The sequence below is a fragment of the Streptomyces aurantiacus JA 4570 genome (genome assembly GCF_000414115.1).
Taxonomy (GTDB): domain Bacteria; phylum Actinomycetota; class Actinomycetes; order Streptomycetales; family Streptomycetaceae; genus Streptomyces; species Streptomyces aurantiacus_A.
The window spans coordinates 86,618-104,673 of sequence record NZ_AOPZ01000069.1 but is presented as its reverse complement, the minus strand read 5'-3'; the positions used below and the strand labels follow the sequence as shown (position 1 = coordinate 104,673).

At 71.4% G+C, this 18,056-nt stretch carries 14 protein-coding genes; 3 read left to right on the top strand and 11 right to left on the bottom strand.

Annotated features, from left to right (window positions below):
* Positions 1-87: 87 nt before the first annotated feature.
* The 4 genes from STRAU_RS09655 to STRAU_RS09640 are packed head-to-tail and all read right to left on the bottom strand — an operon-like array spanning position 88 to position 3,964.
* Entirely contained in the window at positions 88-768 is a 681-nt protein-coding gene (locus tag STRAU_RS09655; RefSeq protein ID WP_259299871.1) for a hypothetical protein, read from the bottom strand.
* A 47-nt stretch (positions 769-815) separates the two neighbouring features.
* Positions 816-1,745 carry a carbohydrate ABC transporter permease gene (locus STRAU_RS09650; RefSeq protein WP_016640089.1) on the bottom strand — a complete coding sequence of 310 codons (930 nt, stop codon included), beginning with the start codon at positions 1,743-1,745 and terminating at the stop codon, positions 816-818.
* Positions 1,742-2,656 (bottom strand): carbohydrate ABC transporter permease, encoded by a 915-nt coding sequence (locus STRAU_RS09645; RefSeq protein ID WP_037658401.1) that lies wholly within the window; start codon positions 2,654-2,656, stop codon positions 1,742-1,744. Before STRAU_RS09645 ends, STRAU_RS09650 begins: the two co-directional genes overlap by 4 nt.
* 48 nt (positions 2,657-2,704) lie before the next feature.
* Positions 2,705-3,964 carry an ABC transporter substrate-binding protein gene (locus tag STRAU_RS09640; protein WP_016640087.1) on the bottom strand — a complete coding sequence of 420 codons (1,260 nt, stop codon included), beginning with the start codon at positions 3,962-3,964 and terminating at the stop codon, positions 2,705-2,707.
* Between the two features lie 267 nt (positions 3,965-4,231).
* Here STRAU_RS09640 and STRAU_RS09635 point away from each other — a divergent pair, with 267 nt between their 5' ends.
* Positions 4,232-6,289 (top strand): NPCBM/NEW2 domain-containing protein, encoded by a 2,058-nt coding sequence (locus tag STRAU_RS09635; protein WP_203227373.1) that lies wholly within the window; start codon positions 4,232-4,234, stop codon positions 6,287-6,289.
* 114 nt (positions 6,290-6,403) lie between these two features.
* On the opposite strand, the gene STRAU_RS09630 is transcribed toward STRAU_RS09635, so the two are convergent.
* A complete protein-coding gene (locus STRAU_RS09630) occupies positions 6,404-7,105 on the bottom strand; it encodes a GNAT family N-acetyltransferase (protein WP_016640085.1) in 702 nt (233 codons plus the stop codon).
* A 121-nt stretch (positions 7,106-7,226) separates the two neighbouring features.
* Positions 7,227-8,231, bottom strand: coding sequence for an ROK family protein (locus STRAU_RS09625; RefSeq protein ID WP_016640084.1), 1,005 nt, complete (start codon positions 8,229-8,231; stop codon positions 7,227-7,229).
* 456 nt (positions 8,232-8,687) lie between these two features.
* Between STRAU_RS09625 and STRAU_RS09620 the strand changes: the two genes are divergently transcribed.
* On the top strand, positions 8,688-9,674 hold the full coding sequence (locus STRAU_RS09620) for a LacI family DNA-binding transcriptional regulator (RefSeq protein ID WP_078621100.1): 987 nt from the start codon (positions 8,688-8,690) through the stop codon (positions 9,672-9,674).
* A 44-nt stretch (positions 9,675-9,718) separates the two neighbouring features.
* On the opposite strand, the gene STRAU_RS09615 is transcribed toward STRAU_RS09620, so the two are convergent.
* The 4 genes from STRAU_RS09615 to STRAU_RS09600 all read right to left on the bottom strand — a co-directional run bounded on the left by STRAU_RS09615 (position 9,719) and on the right by STRAU_RS09600 (position 15,801).
* The gene (locus STRAU_RS09615; protein ID WP_158692052.1) at positions 9,719-11,227 is read right to left on the bottom strand and encodes an alpha/beta hydrolase; all 1,509 of its coding nucleotides are present in this window, start codon (positions 11,225-11,227) and stop codon (positions 9,719-9,721) included.
* A 206-nt stretch (positions 11,228-11,433) separates the two neighbouring features.
* Positions 11,434-12,489, bottom strand: coding sequence for a GNAT family N-acetyltransferase (locus tag STRAU_RS09610; protein ID WP_016640081.1), 1,056 nt, complete (start codon positions 12,487-12,489; stop codon positions 11,434-11,436).
* A 148-nt stretch (positions 12,490-12,637) separates the two neighbouring features.
* Entirely contained in the window at positions 12,638-14,413 is a 1,776-nt protein-coding gene (locus STRAU_RS09605; protein WP_016640080.1) for a serine/threonine-protein kinase, read from the bottom strand.
* A gap of 89 nt (positions 14,414-14,502) precedes the next feature.
* Positions 14,503-15,801 (bottom strand): DUF6986 family protein, encoded by a 1,299-nt coding sequence (locus tag STRAU_RS09600; protein ID WP_016640079.1) that lies wholly within the window; start codon positions 15,799-15,801, stop codon positions 14,503-14,505.
* Positions 15,802-16,051: 250 nt separating this feature from the next.
* On the opposite strand from STRAU_RS09600, the gene STRAU_RS09595 reads away from it, so the two are divergent.
* Positions 16,052-16,957 carry an endonuclease/exonuclease/phosphatase family protein gene (locus tag STRAU_RS09595; protein ID WP_016640078.1) on the top strand — a complete coding sequence of 302 codons (906 nt, stop codon included), beginning with the start codon at positions 16,052-16,054 and terminating at the stop codon, positions 16,955-16,957.
* A gap of 96 nt (positions 16,958-17,053) precedes the next feature.
* On the opposite strand, the gene STRAU_RS09590 is transcribed toward STRAU_RS09595, so the two are convergent.
* Positions 17,054-18,016, bottom strand: coding sequence for an electron transfer flavoprotein subunit alpha/FixB family protein (locus STRAU_RS09590; RefSeq protein ID WP_016640077.1), 963 nt, complete (start codon positions 18,014-18,016; stop codon positions 17,054-17,056).
* Positions 18,017-18,056: the final 40 nt, after the last annotated feature.

Genomic DNA, 18,056 nt, shown 5'->3' with positions numbered 1-18,056 from the left:
TCGGGGGTGCGGGGGGTGTTGGAGGCGTGGGAGGTGTCGGGGGTACGGGGGGTGTCGGGGACGAGGGTGGTGTCGGGGGTGTCTGGGTCACTGTGCGGGCTCCGGGTCCATCCAGCCGTCGTCCAGGCCGAGGTTGGTGTCGTACAGCACGAACTCCCGCTCCACCTCCAGGACGGGGAGCGACGCCGCACGCAGGTCGGCGAGGAGGGCGGACAGGCGGGCTTCGGCGGTGGCGCGGCCCACGCCGCGGCAGCGCTGGGTGACGAACCGTTCCTCGCGCCCGTCCGCGCGGGTGCGCCGCGCGTTCCAGGAGACGTGCGCCGCGTGCGGGGCGCCCAGCGCCTCGAGGCCGCCCCGGTCGTGGCCGGCCGCGAGCAGCAGCTTCACATGGTGCTCGAAGTGCTGCGCGGGCCCGAGGCCCACCGCCGCCCGGTCGTCCTGCGGCACGCCGTCGGCCCAGGGCGCGGCCTCCGTCTTGACCCGCACCGCCCGGAAGCCGTCCCGGGCGAGCTCGGCCACGACACCGTCGGCGGCGGCCAGTTGCCCCGCGGCACTCCCCTTGCCGCGCAGGCCGAGCATCGGCTGCGAAGGCGTCGCACCGCGGGCGAGGACGATGTGCGCGAAGCCGATCCCCCGCGCGGCCGCCCACCGCGCGAGCCGGTCGGTCTCCCTCGGGCAGTCCACGGTGATGTGGGTCTCCAGCTCGCCGTGGACGTCCGGTATGCGCGGAGCGGCCACGCCCCCGTACTGATGTCGCTGATCGTGCATGCGCACAGCCTCGCAGCCCGCGCACGCGCGCGACCAGGCGATATCGCTCAGCCCTTGCTCGACCCCAAGGTCAGTCCCGCGATGAAGTGCCGTTGCAGCAGCAGGAAGACGAGGATCGTCGGCAGGGCCACCAGGACCGAACCCGCGGCCAGCAAGTTGTAGTCCGTGAAGAACTGACCGCGCAGGTTGTTGAGCGACGAGGTGATGGGGAGCTTGTCGGGGTTGGAGATGAAGATCAGGGCCCAGAGGAAGTCGTTGTAGATCCAGGTGAATTCGAGCGTGGCGAGCGCCGCGACGGCAGGGCGGCACAGCGGCAGCGTGATGCGCCAGAACTGCGTCCAGACGCCGGCGCCGTCGACGATCGCGGCCTCCAGGATCTCCTTCGGCAGGGTGCGCATGAAATTGGCCAGGACGAAGACGCAGAAACCGACTTGGAAGCCGACGTTGACGATGATCACGGCCCAGTACGAGTCGTAGAGGGTCATCGAGTCGGACATCCACCAGGGCAGGTCGATGTTCAGGAAGAGGACGTAGAGGGGTGTGACGAGAACCTGCGGCGGGAGCAGATTGCCCGCGGTGAAGAACATCAGCAGGGCCAGGCTGCCGCGGATGTTGACGCGGGCGACGGCGAACGCGACGAAGGCGGCCAGGAACAGCGTGACGATCACCGCGGGGACGGCGATGATCAGCGTATTCATGAAGTACTTGCCCATACCGGATTCGGTGTAGGCCGCGCGGTAATAGTCGAAGGACAGCTTCTTCGGGAAGGAGAAGTAGCCGTGCTGCGCCGTCTCCTCGTACGGCCGCAGGCTGGCGTAGACGGCGAGCAGCAGCGGCGCGAGGAAGGCCAGGGACACCGCGGACAGGAAGATGTGGGCGCCGTAGCGGCCCCGGCGCGGACGCCGGGGCGGGCCGGATTGCCGTGCGGGCCGCGCGGATTCACCGGCGGGGGCCGTGACCCGGATGTCGGCGGTCATTTCTCGCGCGCTCCTCTCAGCTCCTGGACCAGGAACGTCACGATGAATCCCAGCGAGACACCCAGCAGGACCACGGCGATGGCCGAGCCGAATCCGATGCGGCTCGCCTCGCCGATGATGTTGTCGGTGATGAGCACGGAGAGCAGTTCGAGGCCGTTGCGGCCCTTGTTCACCGCGTACACGATGTCGAAGGCGCGCAGTGCCTCGATCACGGTGATGACGCCGACGATGACGTTCACCGGGCGCAGCGTCGGCAGGGTGACGCGGAAGAACGTCTGGCGTTCGTTGGCGCCGTCGATGGCCGCAGCCTCCTTCAGGGCGGGATCGACGGATTTCAGTCCGGCCAGATAGAGGATCATGACGTAGCCGGTGTGCCGCCAGCTCGCGGCCAGCATCATCATCCACAGGTTGATGTCGGAGTCGCCGAGCCAGTCCACGGGATCGTTGCGGTCGTCGAGGATCGTGTTGACGACGCCCTGGTCGGTGCCGAGCAGGAGCTGCGCCATGAAGCCGACGACGGCGAGGGACAGCACGACCGGCATGTACAGCACGGACTGGTAGAACCTGCTGAACCGGATGCCGCGGTCGACGAGGACGGCGAGGAAGAGCCCGAAAGGCGTCGCGACCAGGCCGAGGAAGGCGATCCAGAGCAGATTGTGGCGGACGGCCGGCCAGAACGCGGGGTAGTCCTGGACGAGGTTCTCGTAGTTGTCGCCGCCCACCCACTTGATGTCGCCGATGCCGTCCCAGGACGTGAAGGACAGTCCGACGGAGGCCAGGGCCGGGCCCCAGACGATGACGATGTCCAGCAGAATGGGGATGCCAAGAAGCACGCCGAGCACGGCGGTGTCGCGGCGTGTGAAGCGCCGCGTCGCCCGTCTTCCGGCGCGCCGCGCGGTTTTCTGCGGCACGGAGTGCGTTCCTCCCGACTCGGTTCTCGGACGCGGAGAACTCTCGGCTCACGCGGAGAAGATGTCCTTCTTCTGCCGTTCGATCCTGTTGACGAGCCCGTCGACGTCCTTCGGGTTGTCGATGAAGTCCTGCAGCGCCTTGATCATCACGGTCTGCGCGAAGTCGGGGCGCGTGTCGCGGTCGAGGAACTGCGAGATCTGCTTGGCCTTGGAGACCAGTTCGGCGGACTTCTTCTGCAGCGGGCTGTACTTGCTGGTGTCGGCGCCGTCGTTGACCGCGACATTGTTGGGGTCGCCCTTGAGGTAGACGTCCTCGGCCTTCGCGGTGCCGAGCCAGGCGAGCAGATCCTTGGCGCCTTCGACGTTGCGGGACTTCTTGGCGATGAGGAATCCGTCGATGGGGGCCTCCACGGCGTCCTGGCCGAACTGCGGATCGATCTCCGGGAACGCGAAGAAGTCGATGTCGTCGCGCTCGTCCGCCGGAAACTGCTGGCCGGGGTGCGGCATCCCGAAGACGGCCATGCCGGTCTTGCGCTGCTGCAGTCCCTGCCCGGCCTCCTCCCAGGTCCGGCCGAGCGCGCCCTTCTGGTAGTACGGCATGAGTTCGCGCCACAGGTCGAAGACCTTTTTGACCTTCTGGTCGGTCCACGCCTCCTCGCCCGCCATCAGGCTCTTGTGGAAGTCGTATCCGTTGAGCCGCAGATTGATGTAGTCGAAGGTGCCCATGGCCGGCCAGCCGTCCTTGTCGCAGAAGGCGACCGGGGTGCCGTCCTTGCGCATCCTCTTGGCCAGCGCGATGAACTGGTCCCAGTTCTTGGCCTGTTCATAGCCCCGCTTCCGGAAGAGGCTCTTCCGGTGGAAGACGGCCCACGGATAGTAGTAGTACGGCACGAAGTACTGCTTGCCGTCGTGCGTCGACTGGTCCTTCAGCGCCCCCGAGAAGCCCTTGAAGTCCTTCCAGACGTCACTGATCTCGACCAGCAGGCCCTTCTCGGCGAAATACTGCATGCGGTAACCGGCGAACCACATGAACGCGTTGTCCGGTGAACCCTGGAGATAGCGCGTGATGTTCTGCTGGAATTCGTTGTGCTCTGTGGTGTTGACCTCGACGGTCTTGTCGCTCTCCTTCTCGTACGCGTCGAAGGCCGCCGCGAACGCCTTCTTGGGCACGGCGTCCGACGCGTTGGAGCCCACCGTCACTTCGTTCTTGTTGCCGCCGGGCCCGTCACCGCAGGCCGTGAGCAGCGCCGGGAGGGTCACCGCCCCGGCACCGACGGCCGTACCGCGCAGGAGGCTGCGCCGGGACATCGGATGTCCGGAGCCGCCGCGCGGGGCTTCCGGTCCATTGAACGATGACTGTGCCATGTCCCCCTCCTCGGGGTGCAACCGAACACAACCGAACGCGAGGATTGGATCTCACTCCCACGAGCCCACCCCGTCAAGGGTTCTGACGCCAGGTGCCCGAACCGTTACCGCTCCTCTTCCAACAGACTTCAACACGGCCTACCGTAAGCGCGCACGCGTGACACGTACATGAAGACATCCCATCTTCTGTGAGTACGGAGGAACGTAACGATGCGTCACCTTCCCACCCCGCCAACTCGCCGTAGAGTGGTCGGGTCACTCGCCGCGGTGCTGCTCTGCGCGGCCGGTCTCGCGGCCCCCGCCGTCGCCCGCGACACCCAGGACCCGGACACCGCCCGGACCACGGCAGTCGACGGCCCCCGGCTGCCCGACGGTCTCGCGCTCACCCCGCCGATGGGCTTCAACAACTGGAACGCCACGCACTGCCGCGCCGACTTCGACGAGTCCATGGTCAAGGGCATCGCCGACATCTTCGTCGCGAAGGGCCTCAAGGGCGCGGGGTACGAGTACGTCAACCTCGACGACTGCTGGGCCCTGCCGCAGCGCGACGCGAACGGCAAGCTGGTGCCCGACCCCAAGCGGTTCCCGGGCGGCATCAAGGCGGTCGCCGACTACGTCCACTCCAAGGGGCTCAAGCTCGGCATCTACACCAGCGCCGGGACGAAGACCTGCAACACGGCGGGCTTCCCGGGCGCGCTCGGCCACGAGCGCAGCGACGCCCAGCAGTTCGCCGACTGGGGCGTCGACTACCTCAAGTACGACAACTGCAATAACCAGGGCGTGGACGCGAAGAAGCGCTACATCGCCATGCGCGACGCGTTGAAGGCGGCGTCACAGACGACGGGCCGACCGATCGTCTACAGCATCTGCGAGTGGGGCGAGAACAAGCCCTGGGAGTGGGCCGCCGACGTCGGCCACCTGTGGCGCACCACCGGCGACATCAGCGACAACTGGGGCTCCATGTTGTCGATCATGAAGAAGAACCTGCCGCTCGCCCAGCACGCCGGTCCGGGGCGCTGGAACGACCCGGACATGCTGGAGGTCGGCAACGGCGGCATGACCGACACCGAGTACCGCACGCACTTCTCCATGTGGTCGATCATGGCCGCGCCGCTGCTCATCGGCTCCGACCTGCGCAAGGTCAGCCCCCAGACGTTCGACATCCTCGGCAACAAGGAAGTCATCGCCGTCGACCAGGACCCGCTGGGCAAGCAGGGCCGCGTCGTCTCGGCCGAGAGCGGGCGCTGGGTCGTCGCCAAGGAGATGAAGGACGGCAGCCGCGCCGTCGCGCTGTTCAACGAGACCGGCAGCGCGAAGACCATCTCCACCACCACGCGGGCCGTGGGCCTGCCCGCCGCCGACGGCTACACCCTGCGCGACCTGTGGAAGCACGAGAGCTACAACGTCGCGGACACCATCTCGGCGACCGTCCCCGCGCACGGCACCGTCCTGGTGCGCGTGACAGCCGACGACACCTGGCAGGACAAGCCGCCCGCCGTCGACGTCGGCGCAGGCCACGACCCGCTGGTGGAGGCCGGCAAGGCCGAGAAGGTCCTCACCAAGGTCACCAACCGCGGCAGCACCGACGCCCGCGACGTCCGTGTCGCGCTCACCGGCCCCTCCGGCTGGCGGGTGAAGGCGACCTCCCCGACCCGCGCCCCCGCGCTCCGCACGGGCGGGATCCTCGGTACGTCATGGCAGGTGACGGCGCCGCGCGACGCCAAGCCCGGCACATACACCCTCGGTCTGAAGGCGAGTCACCGCGCCCCCGGCGGCGGCCGCGTCCAGCTCGAACTGCCGCTGACGGCACAGGTCGTGGTGGCCCCGCCCGCGGGTGAATCCGCGCTCAGCGGCCTGCCGTGGCTGTCCGCCACCAACGGCTGGGGCCCCGCCGAGAAGGACACCAGCAACGGCGAGAGCGACGCGGGCGACGGCAACCCGATCACCATCGGCGGCAAGGTGTACGCCAAGGGGCTCGGCGTGCACGCGGAGAGCGGCGTCGAGTACTACGCGGGCGGCGCCTGCGAGAAGCTGACCGCGCAGGTCGGCGTCGACGACGAGAAGCTCCTCCAGGGCACGGTCGCCTTCCAGGTGTGGGCCGACGGCAAACTGGCCGCCTCGACCGGTGTCCTCACCAACGCCGATCCCGCGCGGGCCCTGTCGGCCGACGTGAGCGGCGCCGAGGTGGTCCGGCTCGTCGTCACGGACGGCGGCGACGGGATCGACTCGGACCACGCGGACTGGGCGGAGCCGGTGCTCGGCTGCTGAGCCGCGAACGCGCGCGCCCGCTGGCGCCCGGGCGCACGCGGGGCCCGGCCCTGCCCCCCGGGGTTCGGCCCGGCCCGCACATGTCGGCGGGACACGTGCGTGGGCAGGAGGAGGTCACGGGGTGCGGAATCCACGGAAGGTCACGGGCTTGCGGCTCTCGAATCCGAGCCGCTCGTAGAGGGCGATGGCGCCGGTGTTCGCCTCGGCCACGTGCAGGAACGGCCGCTCGCCCCGGGACAGAACGCGTTCGGTCAACGCGCGCACCAGGCGGGCGGCGTGGCCCTGGCCGCGTGCCTCAGGGGCCGTGCACACGGCGCTGATCTCGGTCCAGCCCGGGGGCCGCAGCCGCTCGCCCGCCATCGCCACCAGTCGGCCTTGCGCACGGATCCCCAGATAGGTGCCGAGTTCACAGGTGCGCGGCCAGAACGGCCCCGGTTCGGCCCGCGTCACGAGGTCGAGCATCTCGGGCACGTCGTCCGGCCCCAGTTCCACGATCGCGACGTCGGCCGCAGGATGCGGATCACCGGGCCGGCGCCCGTCGGGCCAGAGCATCTGCCGCCCTTCGAGTACGAAGACCGGCTGCCAGTCCGGCGGCGGGAGCGCCGGGCTGCTGAACATGTCGGCGAAACCGCCGCGGCCGAGCAGCCGCGCCAGATCGGACCAGTCCGCCGCCTCGGGCTCGGACGGTACCGCGCAGAAAGTCGCGACATCCGACAGGTACGTGGCCGCCCGCCCGGAACGGCGGGCCAGATGGGCGTGCTGCCCGTGCAGCGACTCGGCCACGGGGTTGTCGAGGACGGCGGCGTTACTGTTCACCCGCCTGATCCTTGCATCCCGGCGTCCCTCGGCGGCACGGGGGTCGGCGGCACGGCTCGCCTCCCGTGTACGTCCCTCGGCCGCGGGCTCCGGCCGAGCGCCGACCGTCGGCCGACCCGGCTCAACGATTGACGGCGGGCCGCAAGCGCCCGACCGTCGCGTCGGGATACGCCCGCAGCGCGGCCGCGGCGGCGCCCACGAGCCCCGCGTCCGTGCCCATCAGGGCAGGCGCCACGGTCAGCCGGCTGACGAAGGACAGCGTGGCGTAGTCCCGCAGGGCGCGGCGCAGCGGCGCGAACAGGACCTCCCCGGCCATCGCCACCCCCCCGCCGATCACCGCCCCGGCCATCGCCCCCCCCCCGCCGATCACCGCGATGTCGATCTCGACGAGCGTCGCCGTGGCGGCGATGCCCGCCGCGAGCGCCTGCGCGGCGCGCTCGAACGACGCGATGGCGACGGGGTCGCCCGCGCGGGCCGCGAGCGCCACGGCGGCCGCGGACGTGTCCCCGTCGGGGCCGGGGAGCCAGCCGGCCTCCAGGGCGCGCCGGGCGATGTTCGGGCCGCTCGCTATCCGCTCGACACAGCCGCGCGCCCCGCACGGGCACGGGTCGCCGTCGAGGTCCACGCTGATGTGGCCGATGTGGCCCGCGTTGCCGGTGGGGCCCGGGTGCAGCGCGCCGTCCAGGATCAGGCCGCCGCCGACGCCGGTGGACACCACCATGCACAGCGCGTTGTCGTGGCCGCGCGCGGCGCCCTGCCAGTGCTCGGCCGCCGTCATCGCCACGCCGTCGCCCACCAGCTCGACCGGTCGGCCACCGGCGGCGGCGCGGACCCGCTCGACGAGGGGGTAGCCGCGCCAGCCGGGCACGTTGACCGGGCTGACCGTGCCCGCGGAGGCGTCCACCGGGCCCGCGCTGCCGATGCCGACCGCGCGGACCTCACCCCAGGGCTCACCCGCCGTGAGCTCGCCGATCACCTCTTCGACCGCCCGCATCACGGTGTCGCCGTCCTCGCGCGCGGGCGTCGGCCGCTGGGCGCGCAGCAGGATCCGGCCCTGGCCGTCCACCAGGGCTCCGGCGATCTTGGTGCCGCCGATGTCGAGTGCGGCGACGAGGTCCGTGGGCATCAGTGTCAGATCTCCTGGTGAAAGGGCAGGCCGGAGAGTGCGGTGCACAGTCTCTCGTGCATCTGACAACGTTGTCCAGGCTCTATGCTCGACGCCACATGCCTGCGGCCGCGGTCTTCTGTCCGCTTGCCTGGTGGACGTCGGCTCAGTCCCGTACGGAGGGAGTCCTCGTACGGAGGGAGCCCCCGTACAGAGGGAGCCCCTCGTACGGAGGGAGTCTCCCGTACAGAGTTGGACGTTGGAAATATGAACTTCCTGGCCCCAACCGGCGTTCATTACGCAGACTGAGACCCGCAGACGCACAGCCCCGCAGATGGACCCGCCCCCAGTGGACGACAGACAGGACAGCGCACCGTGGCAGAGACCGCCCGCACCCCCGTCTCCCGCCCCCGCGCCGACGGGAGCCCTTCGGACGGCGCCGCGGACGCCAAGAGCCGTTACGGCAACCGGCCGACCATGAAGGACGTCGCCGCGCGTGCGGGCGTCGGCCTCAAGACGGTCTCGCGCGTGGTGAACGGCGAGCCCGGCGTCACGCCCGACACCGAGCGCCGCGTCCAGGAGGCCATCGACGCGCTGGGCTTCCGGCGCAACGACAGCGCGCGGGTGCTGCGCAAGGGCCGTACGGCGAGCATCGGCCTCGTCCTCGAGGATCTCGCCGACCCCTTCTACGGGCCGCTGAGCCGGGCCGTGGAGGAGGTGGCCCGCGCGCACGGGGCGCTGCTCATCAACGGTTCGAGCGCCGAGGATCCGGACCGCGAGCAGGAGTTGGTGCTCGCCCTGTGCGCGCGCCGGGTCGACGGTCTGGTGGTGATCCCCGCGGGCGACGACCACCGCTATCTGGAGCCCGAGATCGCCGCCGGTGTCGCCACGGTGTTCGTGGACCGGCCGCCGGGGCGGATCGACGCCGACGTGGTGCTCTCCGACAGTTTCGGAGGCGCGCGGGACGGCGTCGCACACCTCATCGCCCACGGTCACCGCCGCATCGGCTTCATCGGCGACCAGCCGCGGATCCACACCGCGATAGAGCGGCTGCGCGGCTATCGGGCGGCCATGGCCGAGGCGGACATAGACGTCGACGAGTCGTGGGTGTCGCTCGGCCCCACGGGCCCCGAACGGGTCCGCCACGCGACCGAGGCGATGCTGACCGGCCCCGCGCCGGTCACCGCCGTCTTCGCCGGCAACAACCGCGTGACGGTGACCGTGGTACGCGTCCTCGCCGCCCTCCCCCGCCCCGTCGCCCTCGTCGGCTTCGACGACATCGAACTGGCCGACCTGCTGAGCCCCGGCGTTACCGTGGTCGCGCAGGATGCGGCCCAGTTGGGCCGCACGGCGGCGGAGCGCCTGTTCCGCCAGCTCGACGGCGCCTCGGACGCGCCGGAACGCATCGAGCTGCCGACGCGGTTGATCACTCGGGGGTCGGGGGAGCTGGCGCCGGCGGACTGAGGGCGTCGGCCCCTGCGTGAGCTGCCGCTGGCTGCGTGACCACCTCACCCGGTCGGCTCGACTGCCGGGCAACTCGCGCCGCGGGCCGGGACCTTCAACGAGATCAGGTAGTCGTCGACGGTCTTCTGCGCGCAGGGACTGCTGGAGTACGTGCCGTGGCCCCAGCCCTGGTACGTGTGCAGGACCGCGTTGCGGCCGAGTTGGCCGGCGACATTGGTGGCCCAGTCGTAGCCAGTTGCCGGGTCGTGGAGCGAGTTGGTGAGCAGGATGGGCCGGCTGTTCCGCACCTTCAGCCGATGCTGCGGGTTGTCGGGCGCCGGGGCGCCCAGGCAGGCCGAGAGGGACATCAGGGCTCGGGGGTACTTCATGTCCGGCGCGATCTTGGCGACGCGGCGCAACTCCCGTGCGTAGTCCTCGTAGTCGCGGACCGGCAGGCTCCAGTCCTGGCAGAAGATCTCAAAGGGATTGGCCCCGAGGGCGGGCTCAGGCTTGCCCCCATCGCCCTCCGCGACCACCCGCTCCGTCCCGGCTTTGCTCTCGCTCAACTCCTGGAGGAACTTCGCCAGCCTCGCCCACTCGGGGTCGTACAGCCGCTTCATCACCAGGACGTTGAGGTCGAACGGGGCCAGCACCGTGCCGTTGTGCCACAGCTCCCCGCGCTCGGCCCGGTCCAACAGGTTCGCCCAGAGGGCCCGCACGTCCGAGCCGTGCAGGGCACAGCTCTTGGTCCGCCCGCACCACGCCACGAACTCGTCGAAGGAGTCCTGCAGCGTGGCGGCACTGGTGGCGAGGAACTTTCTCGTGCCCAGGCTGTGGTCCACCACTGACTCCAGAGCCAGGGCGCGGATCCGCTTCGGATACCGCTCCGCGTACTGCTCGCCGAGCAGCGTGCCGTACGAACTTCCGTGGAAGGTGAGGGACCGCTCGCCGAGTGCTGCCCTGATGGCGTCGAGGTCCTTCACCATGCTGAGGGTGTCGACGTGATCGAAGAGTCCTTTCTCGGTGTTCCTCCTGCAGTCCTCGCGCAGGTCCCGGTTGTACTTCACGGTGGCGTCGAACGCGGCCTGGCTCTTGATGACCGTCGGCGGGCGCCGGCCGAGTCGCTCTTGCGTGCAGCGGATCGGATTGCTGATTCCCACGCCGCGCGGGTCGAAGCTGACGATGTCGAACCGGCTGCGGAGGTTGTCGCTGAACCGGCGCATGTTGCCCTTGCCCACGATCCGCTCCACGCCCGAGTCCCCGGGCCCGCCCGGCCCGAACACCATGGCGCCGACGCGCGCACCGGGGTCGGTGGCCTTGCGCCGGGCGAGCCGGAGGTCGAATCTCTCCCCGTCCGGCTTGCCCCAGTCCACCGGCACCGAGAGCCCACCGCACTCCGCTGAGGCATCCTCCTCGCACGGCTTCCAGGCAATGTGCGAGCCCGCCCCCACGGGTCCCGGCGCCCGCGCCTCGCCCGCCTCTCCGCTCCCCCGTCCGCCCGGCGCCCCGGTCGCGGCCTCCGCGCCCGCGAAGCTGACCATCACGGCGAGCGAGGCACTCCAGGCGAGAGGCAACCGCCCTCCCCAACGGCGGCCGCGCCGCTGAACCGATCCATGAACGTCCACCACAGTGCCTGCCCCTTCGGCTTGTCCGAGGTCTCGATCTTCGCCTGCCGCAGGCACCACCCGACATCCGGCAAGACCCTGAATCACCCCGTAGGGGTTTGACCCCAACCAGCCCTGAACTCCCCTGAGTTGAGCAGCCGCATCAGGTTCGGGCCTCACCCGCCGCGGCCCGGCACCTCCTGCTTTCCGGGGGCGGGCAGGATGATCTCCCAGGTGTCCGCCGCGAAGTACGGCGCGAAGCCGTGGGAGGTGTACAGGCGCAGGGCGCCCGTCTCGTTCTCCGTGTCGACGCCGAGGCCGATGGTGTCGCGGCCCCGGGCGGCGTACACGGCGAAGGCGTGGCGCAGCAGGTGGCCCGCGATGCCCCGGCCGCGGAACCGCTCGCGGACGCCGAGGTTGCGGATCCAGGCCATGGCCTCGCGGTCGTCGCGGGTCAGTACGACGGCGACGTCGCCCTCGTCGGGCAGGGCGGCGATCCAGACGAGCGACCAGTCCACGCCCTGGCCCAGGTCGGCCAGCCACTGCTCGTGGCCGCGCCGCTGGTGGTCGTGGTGGGCGGCGAAGGTCTCCTCGACCAGGGCGTGGGCGCGCCGCCGGTCGGCCTCCGGCGCGCAGCCGCGCAGGGTCAGGCCGGGTGGCGGGGCGGGGGCGGGGTCGGCCGCCGGAGACAGCGGTCGGGTCAGGACGTTGTAGCGGCGGACGGCGTGCCAGCCGCGGCGGGCGAGGGTCGTCCTGTCCAGCGTCGGGCGGCTGTTGAGGGTGAGGTGGACGACGGCGCGCGTCACGCCGTTCTCGGCGGCGCGTTCGGCGGCGCGCCGCTCGATCGCGGCGAGCAGGCGTTCCCCGGCGTCCTGGTGGCCGGGCAGGACGTAGTGGTCGGCGTCGATACGCTCGCCGCCGGAGTCGTCCCAGAGCAGGCCGTACGCGACCAGCTGTCCGTGCCGGAACGCCAGCCACGAGTTGCGGCCGAGGTCGGCCTCGGGGTGCACCAGGTCGGTCTCGACGGTGCTCAAGTCGGTCTCGGGGTGCCCCACTTCCGCGATGTCGACCGCGTTGAGCAGACGGAAGATCTCGTCGGCGTCGGCGGGGGTCGCGGGGCGTACGGTCAGTTCGGGCGGAGGGGTGGCTTCGGGAGGAGCGGTCACTTCGTGCGGCGCGGTGGGTTCGGACGGCGCGGGCCGCTCGGCCGACTCGGTCGTCAACTCGTCCATCCGGACAGAGTCCGCGCCACGCCGCGAGCCGCGCAACCGGATTGTTCGCGGCGGCTCGGCGCCCCGCCACCGCGCTCAGCGGACCGGCATGCTCAACGCACGCCCAACGGACCTGCTCGCGCAGCACACTCTCAGCGGACCGGCACGCTCAGCACACCGGCAGCCCCGGCAGCGGCTTGTCGTTGTCCCCGCCCCGGATGTACACGTCGCTCACGAACACATTCGTGTTGCCGCTGTCGTCGTCCGTCTTGGCCCACCAGACGTTCGTCCACTCGCCGTGCGTCTCGCGGCGGCCCAGGTTCTGTTGGCAGAAGAAATAGTTGGTGCCGGCGTTGAGGACGCCCGCCTCGGCGCCCGCCGCCGTGTACGACTTGGCGGTCCGCCACACCGAGCAGTTGTACTTGCCGCCGCCCGCCGGGTGGCACACGGGCTCCTGGTCGTCGCCGGAGGAACCGCCGCCGGACGTACCGCCCTTGGGTGGCTTGGACGACTCCTTGGGGCGATCCGCGGACTCGTCCGAAGAGTCGGAGCCGGATCCTTCACCCTTGTCCGGCGCCCCGTCCCGCTCGGCACCCTTGTCGCCCTCGCCCTCGCTGCCCGCCTTGTCCGGCCGGGCGGCGTCCTTGGATGCCCTCGGCTTCTTGTCGCCCTGCTTCGAGGGCTTCGAGCCGTCCGAGGTGTCCATCGCGCCCCGGCTCGCGTCGGAGCCGGGCTCGGCCGTGCTCCCGGCCTCCCGCGCGTCCTTCGCCTGGTCCTTCTTGTCGTCCCCGCCGGACAGCGCGGCCACGGTCACGCCCGTCACCGCGAGGACCACGGCCACGGCCGCGGCGGCGAGCAGGGCCTTGCCCTTGCGCGATCGGCCTGCCGGGGCGGCGCGGCGACCGGAGGGTTCCGGTGCGGGCGTCGGTATGGGCTCCCCGGACGCGGGCGGCGGCCCGAACCCGGGCTCACGCTGCCCGCCCCCGCCGCCTGACGGAGGTGACTCCTCGTACCCGACAGGCCCGGTCGGCGCCCCGGCCCCGGCACCCGCACCAGCGCCTACGCCCGGCGGCACCGCCGACACGGCTTCCCCCGAAGCCACCTGCTCCAGCAGCCGCCGCGCCTCCTCCGCGTCCGGCCGGCCCCGCGGATCCTTCTCCATGAGCAGACGCAGGACGGGCATCAGCGGCCCCGCGCGGAGCGGCACCGGCAGGGGCTCGACCACGATGGCCGTGAGCGTGGACCACGTCGACGTGCGCCGGAACGGCGAGGCGCCCTCCACGGCCGCGTACAGCGTGGCGCCGAGCGCCCAGACGTCCGAGGCGGGTCCGGGCTCCTGGCCCTGGGCGCGCTCGGGCGCCAAGTAGTCCAGCGAGCCGACGAGTTCGCCGCTGCGCGTGAGGTGCGTGGCGGAGCCGTCGCCGGGGTCCTCCATGGTGGCGATGCCGAAGTCGGTGAGGACGACGCGGCCAGAGGTCTCAAGCAGGATGTTGCCGGGTTTCACGTCGCGGTGCAGGACGCCGGCGCGGTGGGCGGCGGCGAGGGCCTCCATGACCTTGCCGCCGACGGCGGCGGCCTCGCGCGGATCGAGGGTGCCGCGCTCGCGCAGCACGTCGTCCAGGGAGGGGCCGTCGACCAGCTCCATGACGATCAGCGGCCGGCCGTCGACCTCCGCCACGTCGTGCACGGCGACGACTCCGGGATGGCGCACGCGGGCGGCGGCGCGCGCCTCGCGCTGCATCCGCAGCCGCAGGTCTTCCAGCTCGGGACCACCGGCGTCCGTGTAGGTGCGCAGTTCCTTGACCGCGACCTCGCGGTGCAGCACCTCGTCGACCGCGCGCCACACGACGCCCATGCCGCCGCGCCCGAGCTGCGCGCGGACGCGGTAGCGCCCGGCGAGGAGCCTGCCGACCCCGTCCGGCTGTTCCTGTTCCCCCGAAGACACCGCTGCCCCGTCCCTGTGACGCCGTATTGCTAGAGCTGTGGCGTACAGAGTACGGGGCAGGAGTGACAGGCGGTGCGGGCCAGTACGGGCTACTTCGCCGACGGCGTGAGGTCCCCGCGGCGCGGACCCGCGTACACCTGGAGCCCGGCGAGCGTCAGCCCGGTCAGCCGGGTGACCTCCGCCGTGTCGAGCGCCCCGCAGTCGAGGCCGCGCAGCAGGTACCCGGCGAGCGCCTTCGCGGTGGCGGGCTCGTCCGCGATGTCGCCGCCGGTCCGGTTGGCGTAGGCGGCGAGGCGGGCGGCGGCCTGCTCGAAGCCTTCGCGGTAGAAGGCGAAGACGGCGGCGTAGCGCGTGGGGATGTGGCCGGGGTGCATGTCCCAGCCCTGGTAGTAGGCACGGGCCAGGGCGCGCCGGGTGAGGCCGTAGTGCAGCCGCCAGGCGTCGTGGACCTTCGCGGTGGGGCCGACGGGCAGCACGTTCGTGGAGCCGTCGGACACGCGCACGCCGGTGCCCGCGGCGGCGACCTGCATGACGGCCTTGGCGTGGTCGGCGGCGGGGTGGTCGCTGGCCTGGTAGGCGGCGGACACGCCGAGGCAGGCGCTGTAGTCGAAGGTGCCGTAGTGCAGGCCGGTCGCGCGGCCCTCGGCGGCGTCGATCATGCGGGCCACGGCGGCGGTGCCGTCGGCGGCGAGGATGGACTGGCTGGTCTCGATCTGGATCTCGAAGCCGATCCGGCCGGGGGCGAGGCCGCGGGCCTTCTCGAACTCCTCCAGGAGCCGCGCCATCGCGGTGACCTGCTCCGCGTACGTCACCTTGGGCAGCGTCAGGACGAGGCCGTCGGGCAGCCCGCCCGCCTCCATCAGGCCGGACAGGAAGACGTCGAGGGTGCGGATGCCGCGGTCGCGTACCGCCGCCTCCATGCACTTCATGCGGATGCCCATGTACGGGGCGGCCGTGCCGTTCGCGTACGCCTCGGCGATCAGGCGGGCCGCGCGGGCGGCGTGGGTGTCCTCGTCGGCGTCGGTGCGGCCGCCGTAGCCGTCCTCGAAGTCGACGCGCATGTCCTCCACGGGCTCGCGCTCCAGCTTGGCGCGCACGCGCGCGTAGACGGGCTCCGCGAGCTCGTCGGCGAGGCCGAGGACGGCGGCGAAGGAGGCGGCGTCGGGCGCGTGCTCGTCGAGCGCGGCGAGCGCCTGGGCGCCCCAGGTACGGATGGTGTCGGCGGCGAACAGCTCGCCGGGCACGTACACGGTGTGCACGGGCTGGCGGGTGCCGGGGTCTCCGGGGTAGCGGCGCTCCAGTTCCGCGTCGACCGGTGCGAGCGAGGCGCTGATGCCTTCGCTGACCGCACCTGCGAGGCTGGTCGCCACGTTCTCCTGCTGACCCATCCGTGCACCCTCCACTGTCGTCGTGAAGCCTTGCTCCCGTGGCGTTTCCGCTTACCGGAATCAAGAATCCGTATGGTGAAGTTATCCGTGTACCTTCCCGCTGGTCAACACCCTCTCGTATGCCGGTTTCCGCGTGTTCACGCGTGTCTCAGATGGTGCTTCCACACTCCGGTGGACGCACTCCAACCTGACCCGAGGCCCGTCCCGAGGCCGGATCGAGTCCTGACCGCGACCGATTGAAGGAGCCCGCGTGCCCACCGACCCCGAAGTGACCCGCCGCTCCGGCCTGCGGACGGCGGCGGCCACGGCCGCCGCCCTCACGGTGCCGCTGCTCGCGACCGCGATGGCCGCCTCCCCCGCCCGCGCGGTGGAGCGTCCGGGCCGCCGCCTGGAGGTGATGTCCTTCAACCTCCGCTACGCGAGCGCGACCCCGCCGAACACCTGGGCCGACCGGCGCCCGGTGACGCGGGAGCTGCTGCGGCGCGCGCGGCCGCACCTCGTGGGCACCCAGGAAGGGCTCTACCAGCAGGTCCAGGACATCGCCGAGGACCTGGGGCAGCACTACGCCTGGATCGGCACGGGCCGCGCCGGCGGCAGTCGCGACGAGTTCATGACGGTCTACTACGACACCCGCAGGCTGCTGCCCGTCGCGTACGACCACTTCTGGCTCTCGGACACGCCGGACGTGATCGCCTCCAACACCTGGGGCGGCGGCTCGATCCGCATGGTGACCTGGGTCCGCTTCCTGGACCGCCGCACGGACCGCGAGCTGTACTTCCTCAACACCCATCTGGACAACGCCAGTCAGTACGCGCGCACCCGCGCCGCGCACCTGATCTCCGACCGCGTCGCAGCCTTGGACCGGTCACTGCCGCTGCTCGTCACAGGTGACTTCAACGTCGCGGCGCACAAGAACCCGGTGTACGAGACGATGCTGAAGGCCGGACTCGTGGACACCTGGGACGCGGCGGACGAGCGCAGCAAGCAGTACGCGACCTTCCACGGCTACAAGCCGCTGGTGCCGGACGGCGACCGCATCGACTGGATCCTGGCGACGCCGGGCGCCCGGGTGCACACGGCGGCGATCAACACGTTCTCGCTCGGCGGGCAGTTCCCGAGCGACCATCTGCCGGTGCAGGCGAGCCTGACGCTGTGACGGCGGGCCCGGGCCGGGCGCGGTGACACGACGAGGCCCCCGTCTCCGCACGCGGCGGAATCGGGGGCCTCGGCCACTGAACGGGCTCCGCCGGGGTCAGCCCTTGCGGGACTTGACCTCTTCGGTGAGCTGCGGGACGACCTCGAAGAGGTCGCCGACCACGCCGTAGTCGACGAGGTCGAAGATCGGGGCCTCGGCGTCCTTGTTGATGGCCACGATGGTCTTCGAGGTCTGCATGCCGGCGCGGTGCTGGATCGCGCCGGAGATGCCGGAGGCGATGTAGAGCTGCGGCGACACGGACTTGCCGGTCTGGCCGACCTGGTTGGAGTGCGGGTACCAGCCGGCGTCGACGGCGGCGCGGGAGGCGCCGACCGCGGCACCGAGCGAGTCGGCGAGGCCCTCGATGATCGCGAAGTTCTCGGCACCGTTGACGCCGCGGCCGCCGGAGACCACGATCGCGGCCTCGGTCAGCTCGGGGCGGCCGGTCGACTCGCGCGGGGTGCGCGAGGTGACCTTGGTGCCGGTGGCCTGCGCGGAGAACGACACGGACAGGGCCTCGACCGCGCCCGCGGCCGGGGCGGCCTCGACCGGCGCCGAGTTGGGCTTCACGGTGATGACCGGGGTGCCCTTGGAGATGCGGGACTTGGTGGTGAACGCGGCCGCGAACACGGACTGCGTGGCCACCGGACCCTCGTCGCCGGCCTCCAGGTCGACGGCGTCGGTGATGATGCCGGACTCGATGCGGACCGCCAGGCGGGCCGCGATCTCCTTGCCCTCGGCGGACGACGGCACCAGGACGGCGGCCGGGGAGACGGCGTCGTACGCGGCCTGGAGGGCGTCCACCTTCGGTACGACCAGGTAGTCGGCGAACTCGGGGGCGTCGGCGGTGAGCACCTTCACCGCGCCGTGCTCGGCGAGCGTGGCGGCGGTGGCCTCGGCGCCGGAGCCGAGCGCGACGGCGACGGGCTCACCGATGCGGCGGGCCAGCGTGAGCAGCTCCAGGGTGGGCTTGCGGACGGCGCCGTCGACGTGGTCGACGTAGACGAGAACTTCAGCCATGGGACTTCAATCTCCTGCGATTACGAAGGAACGCCAATGA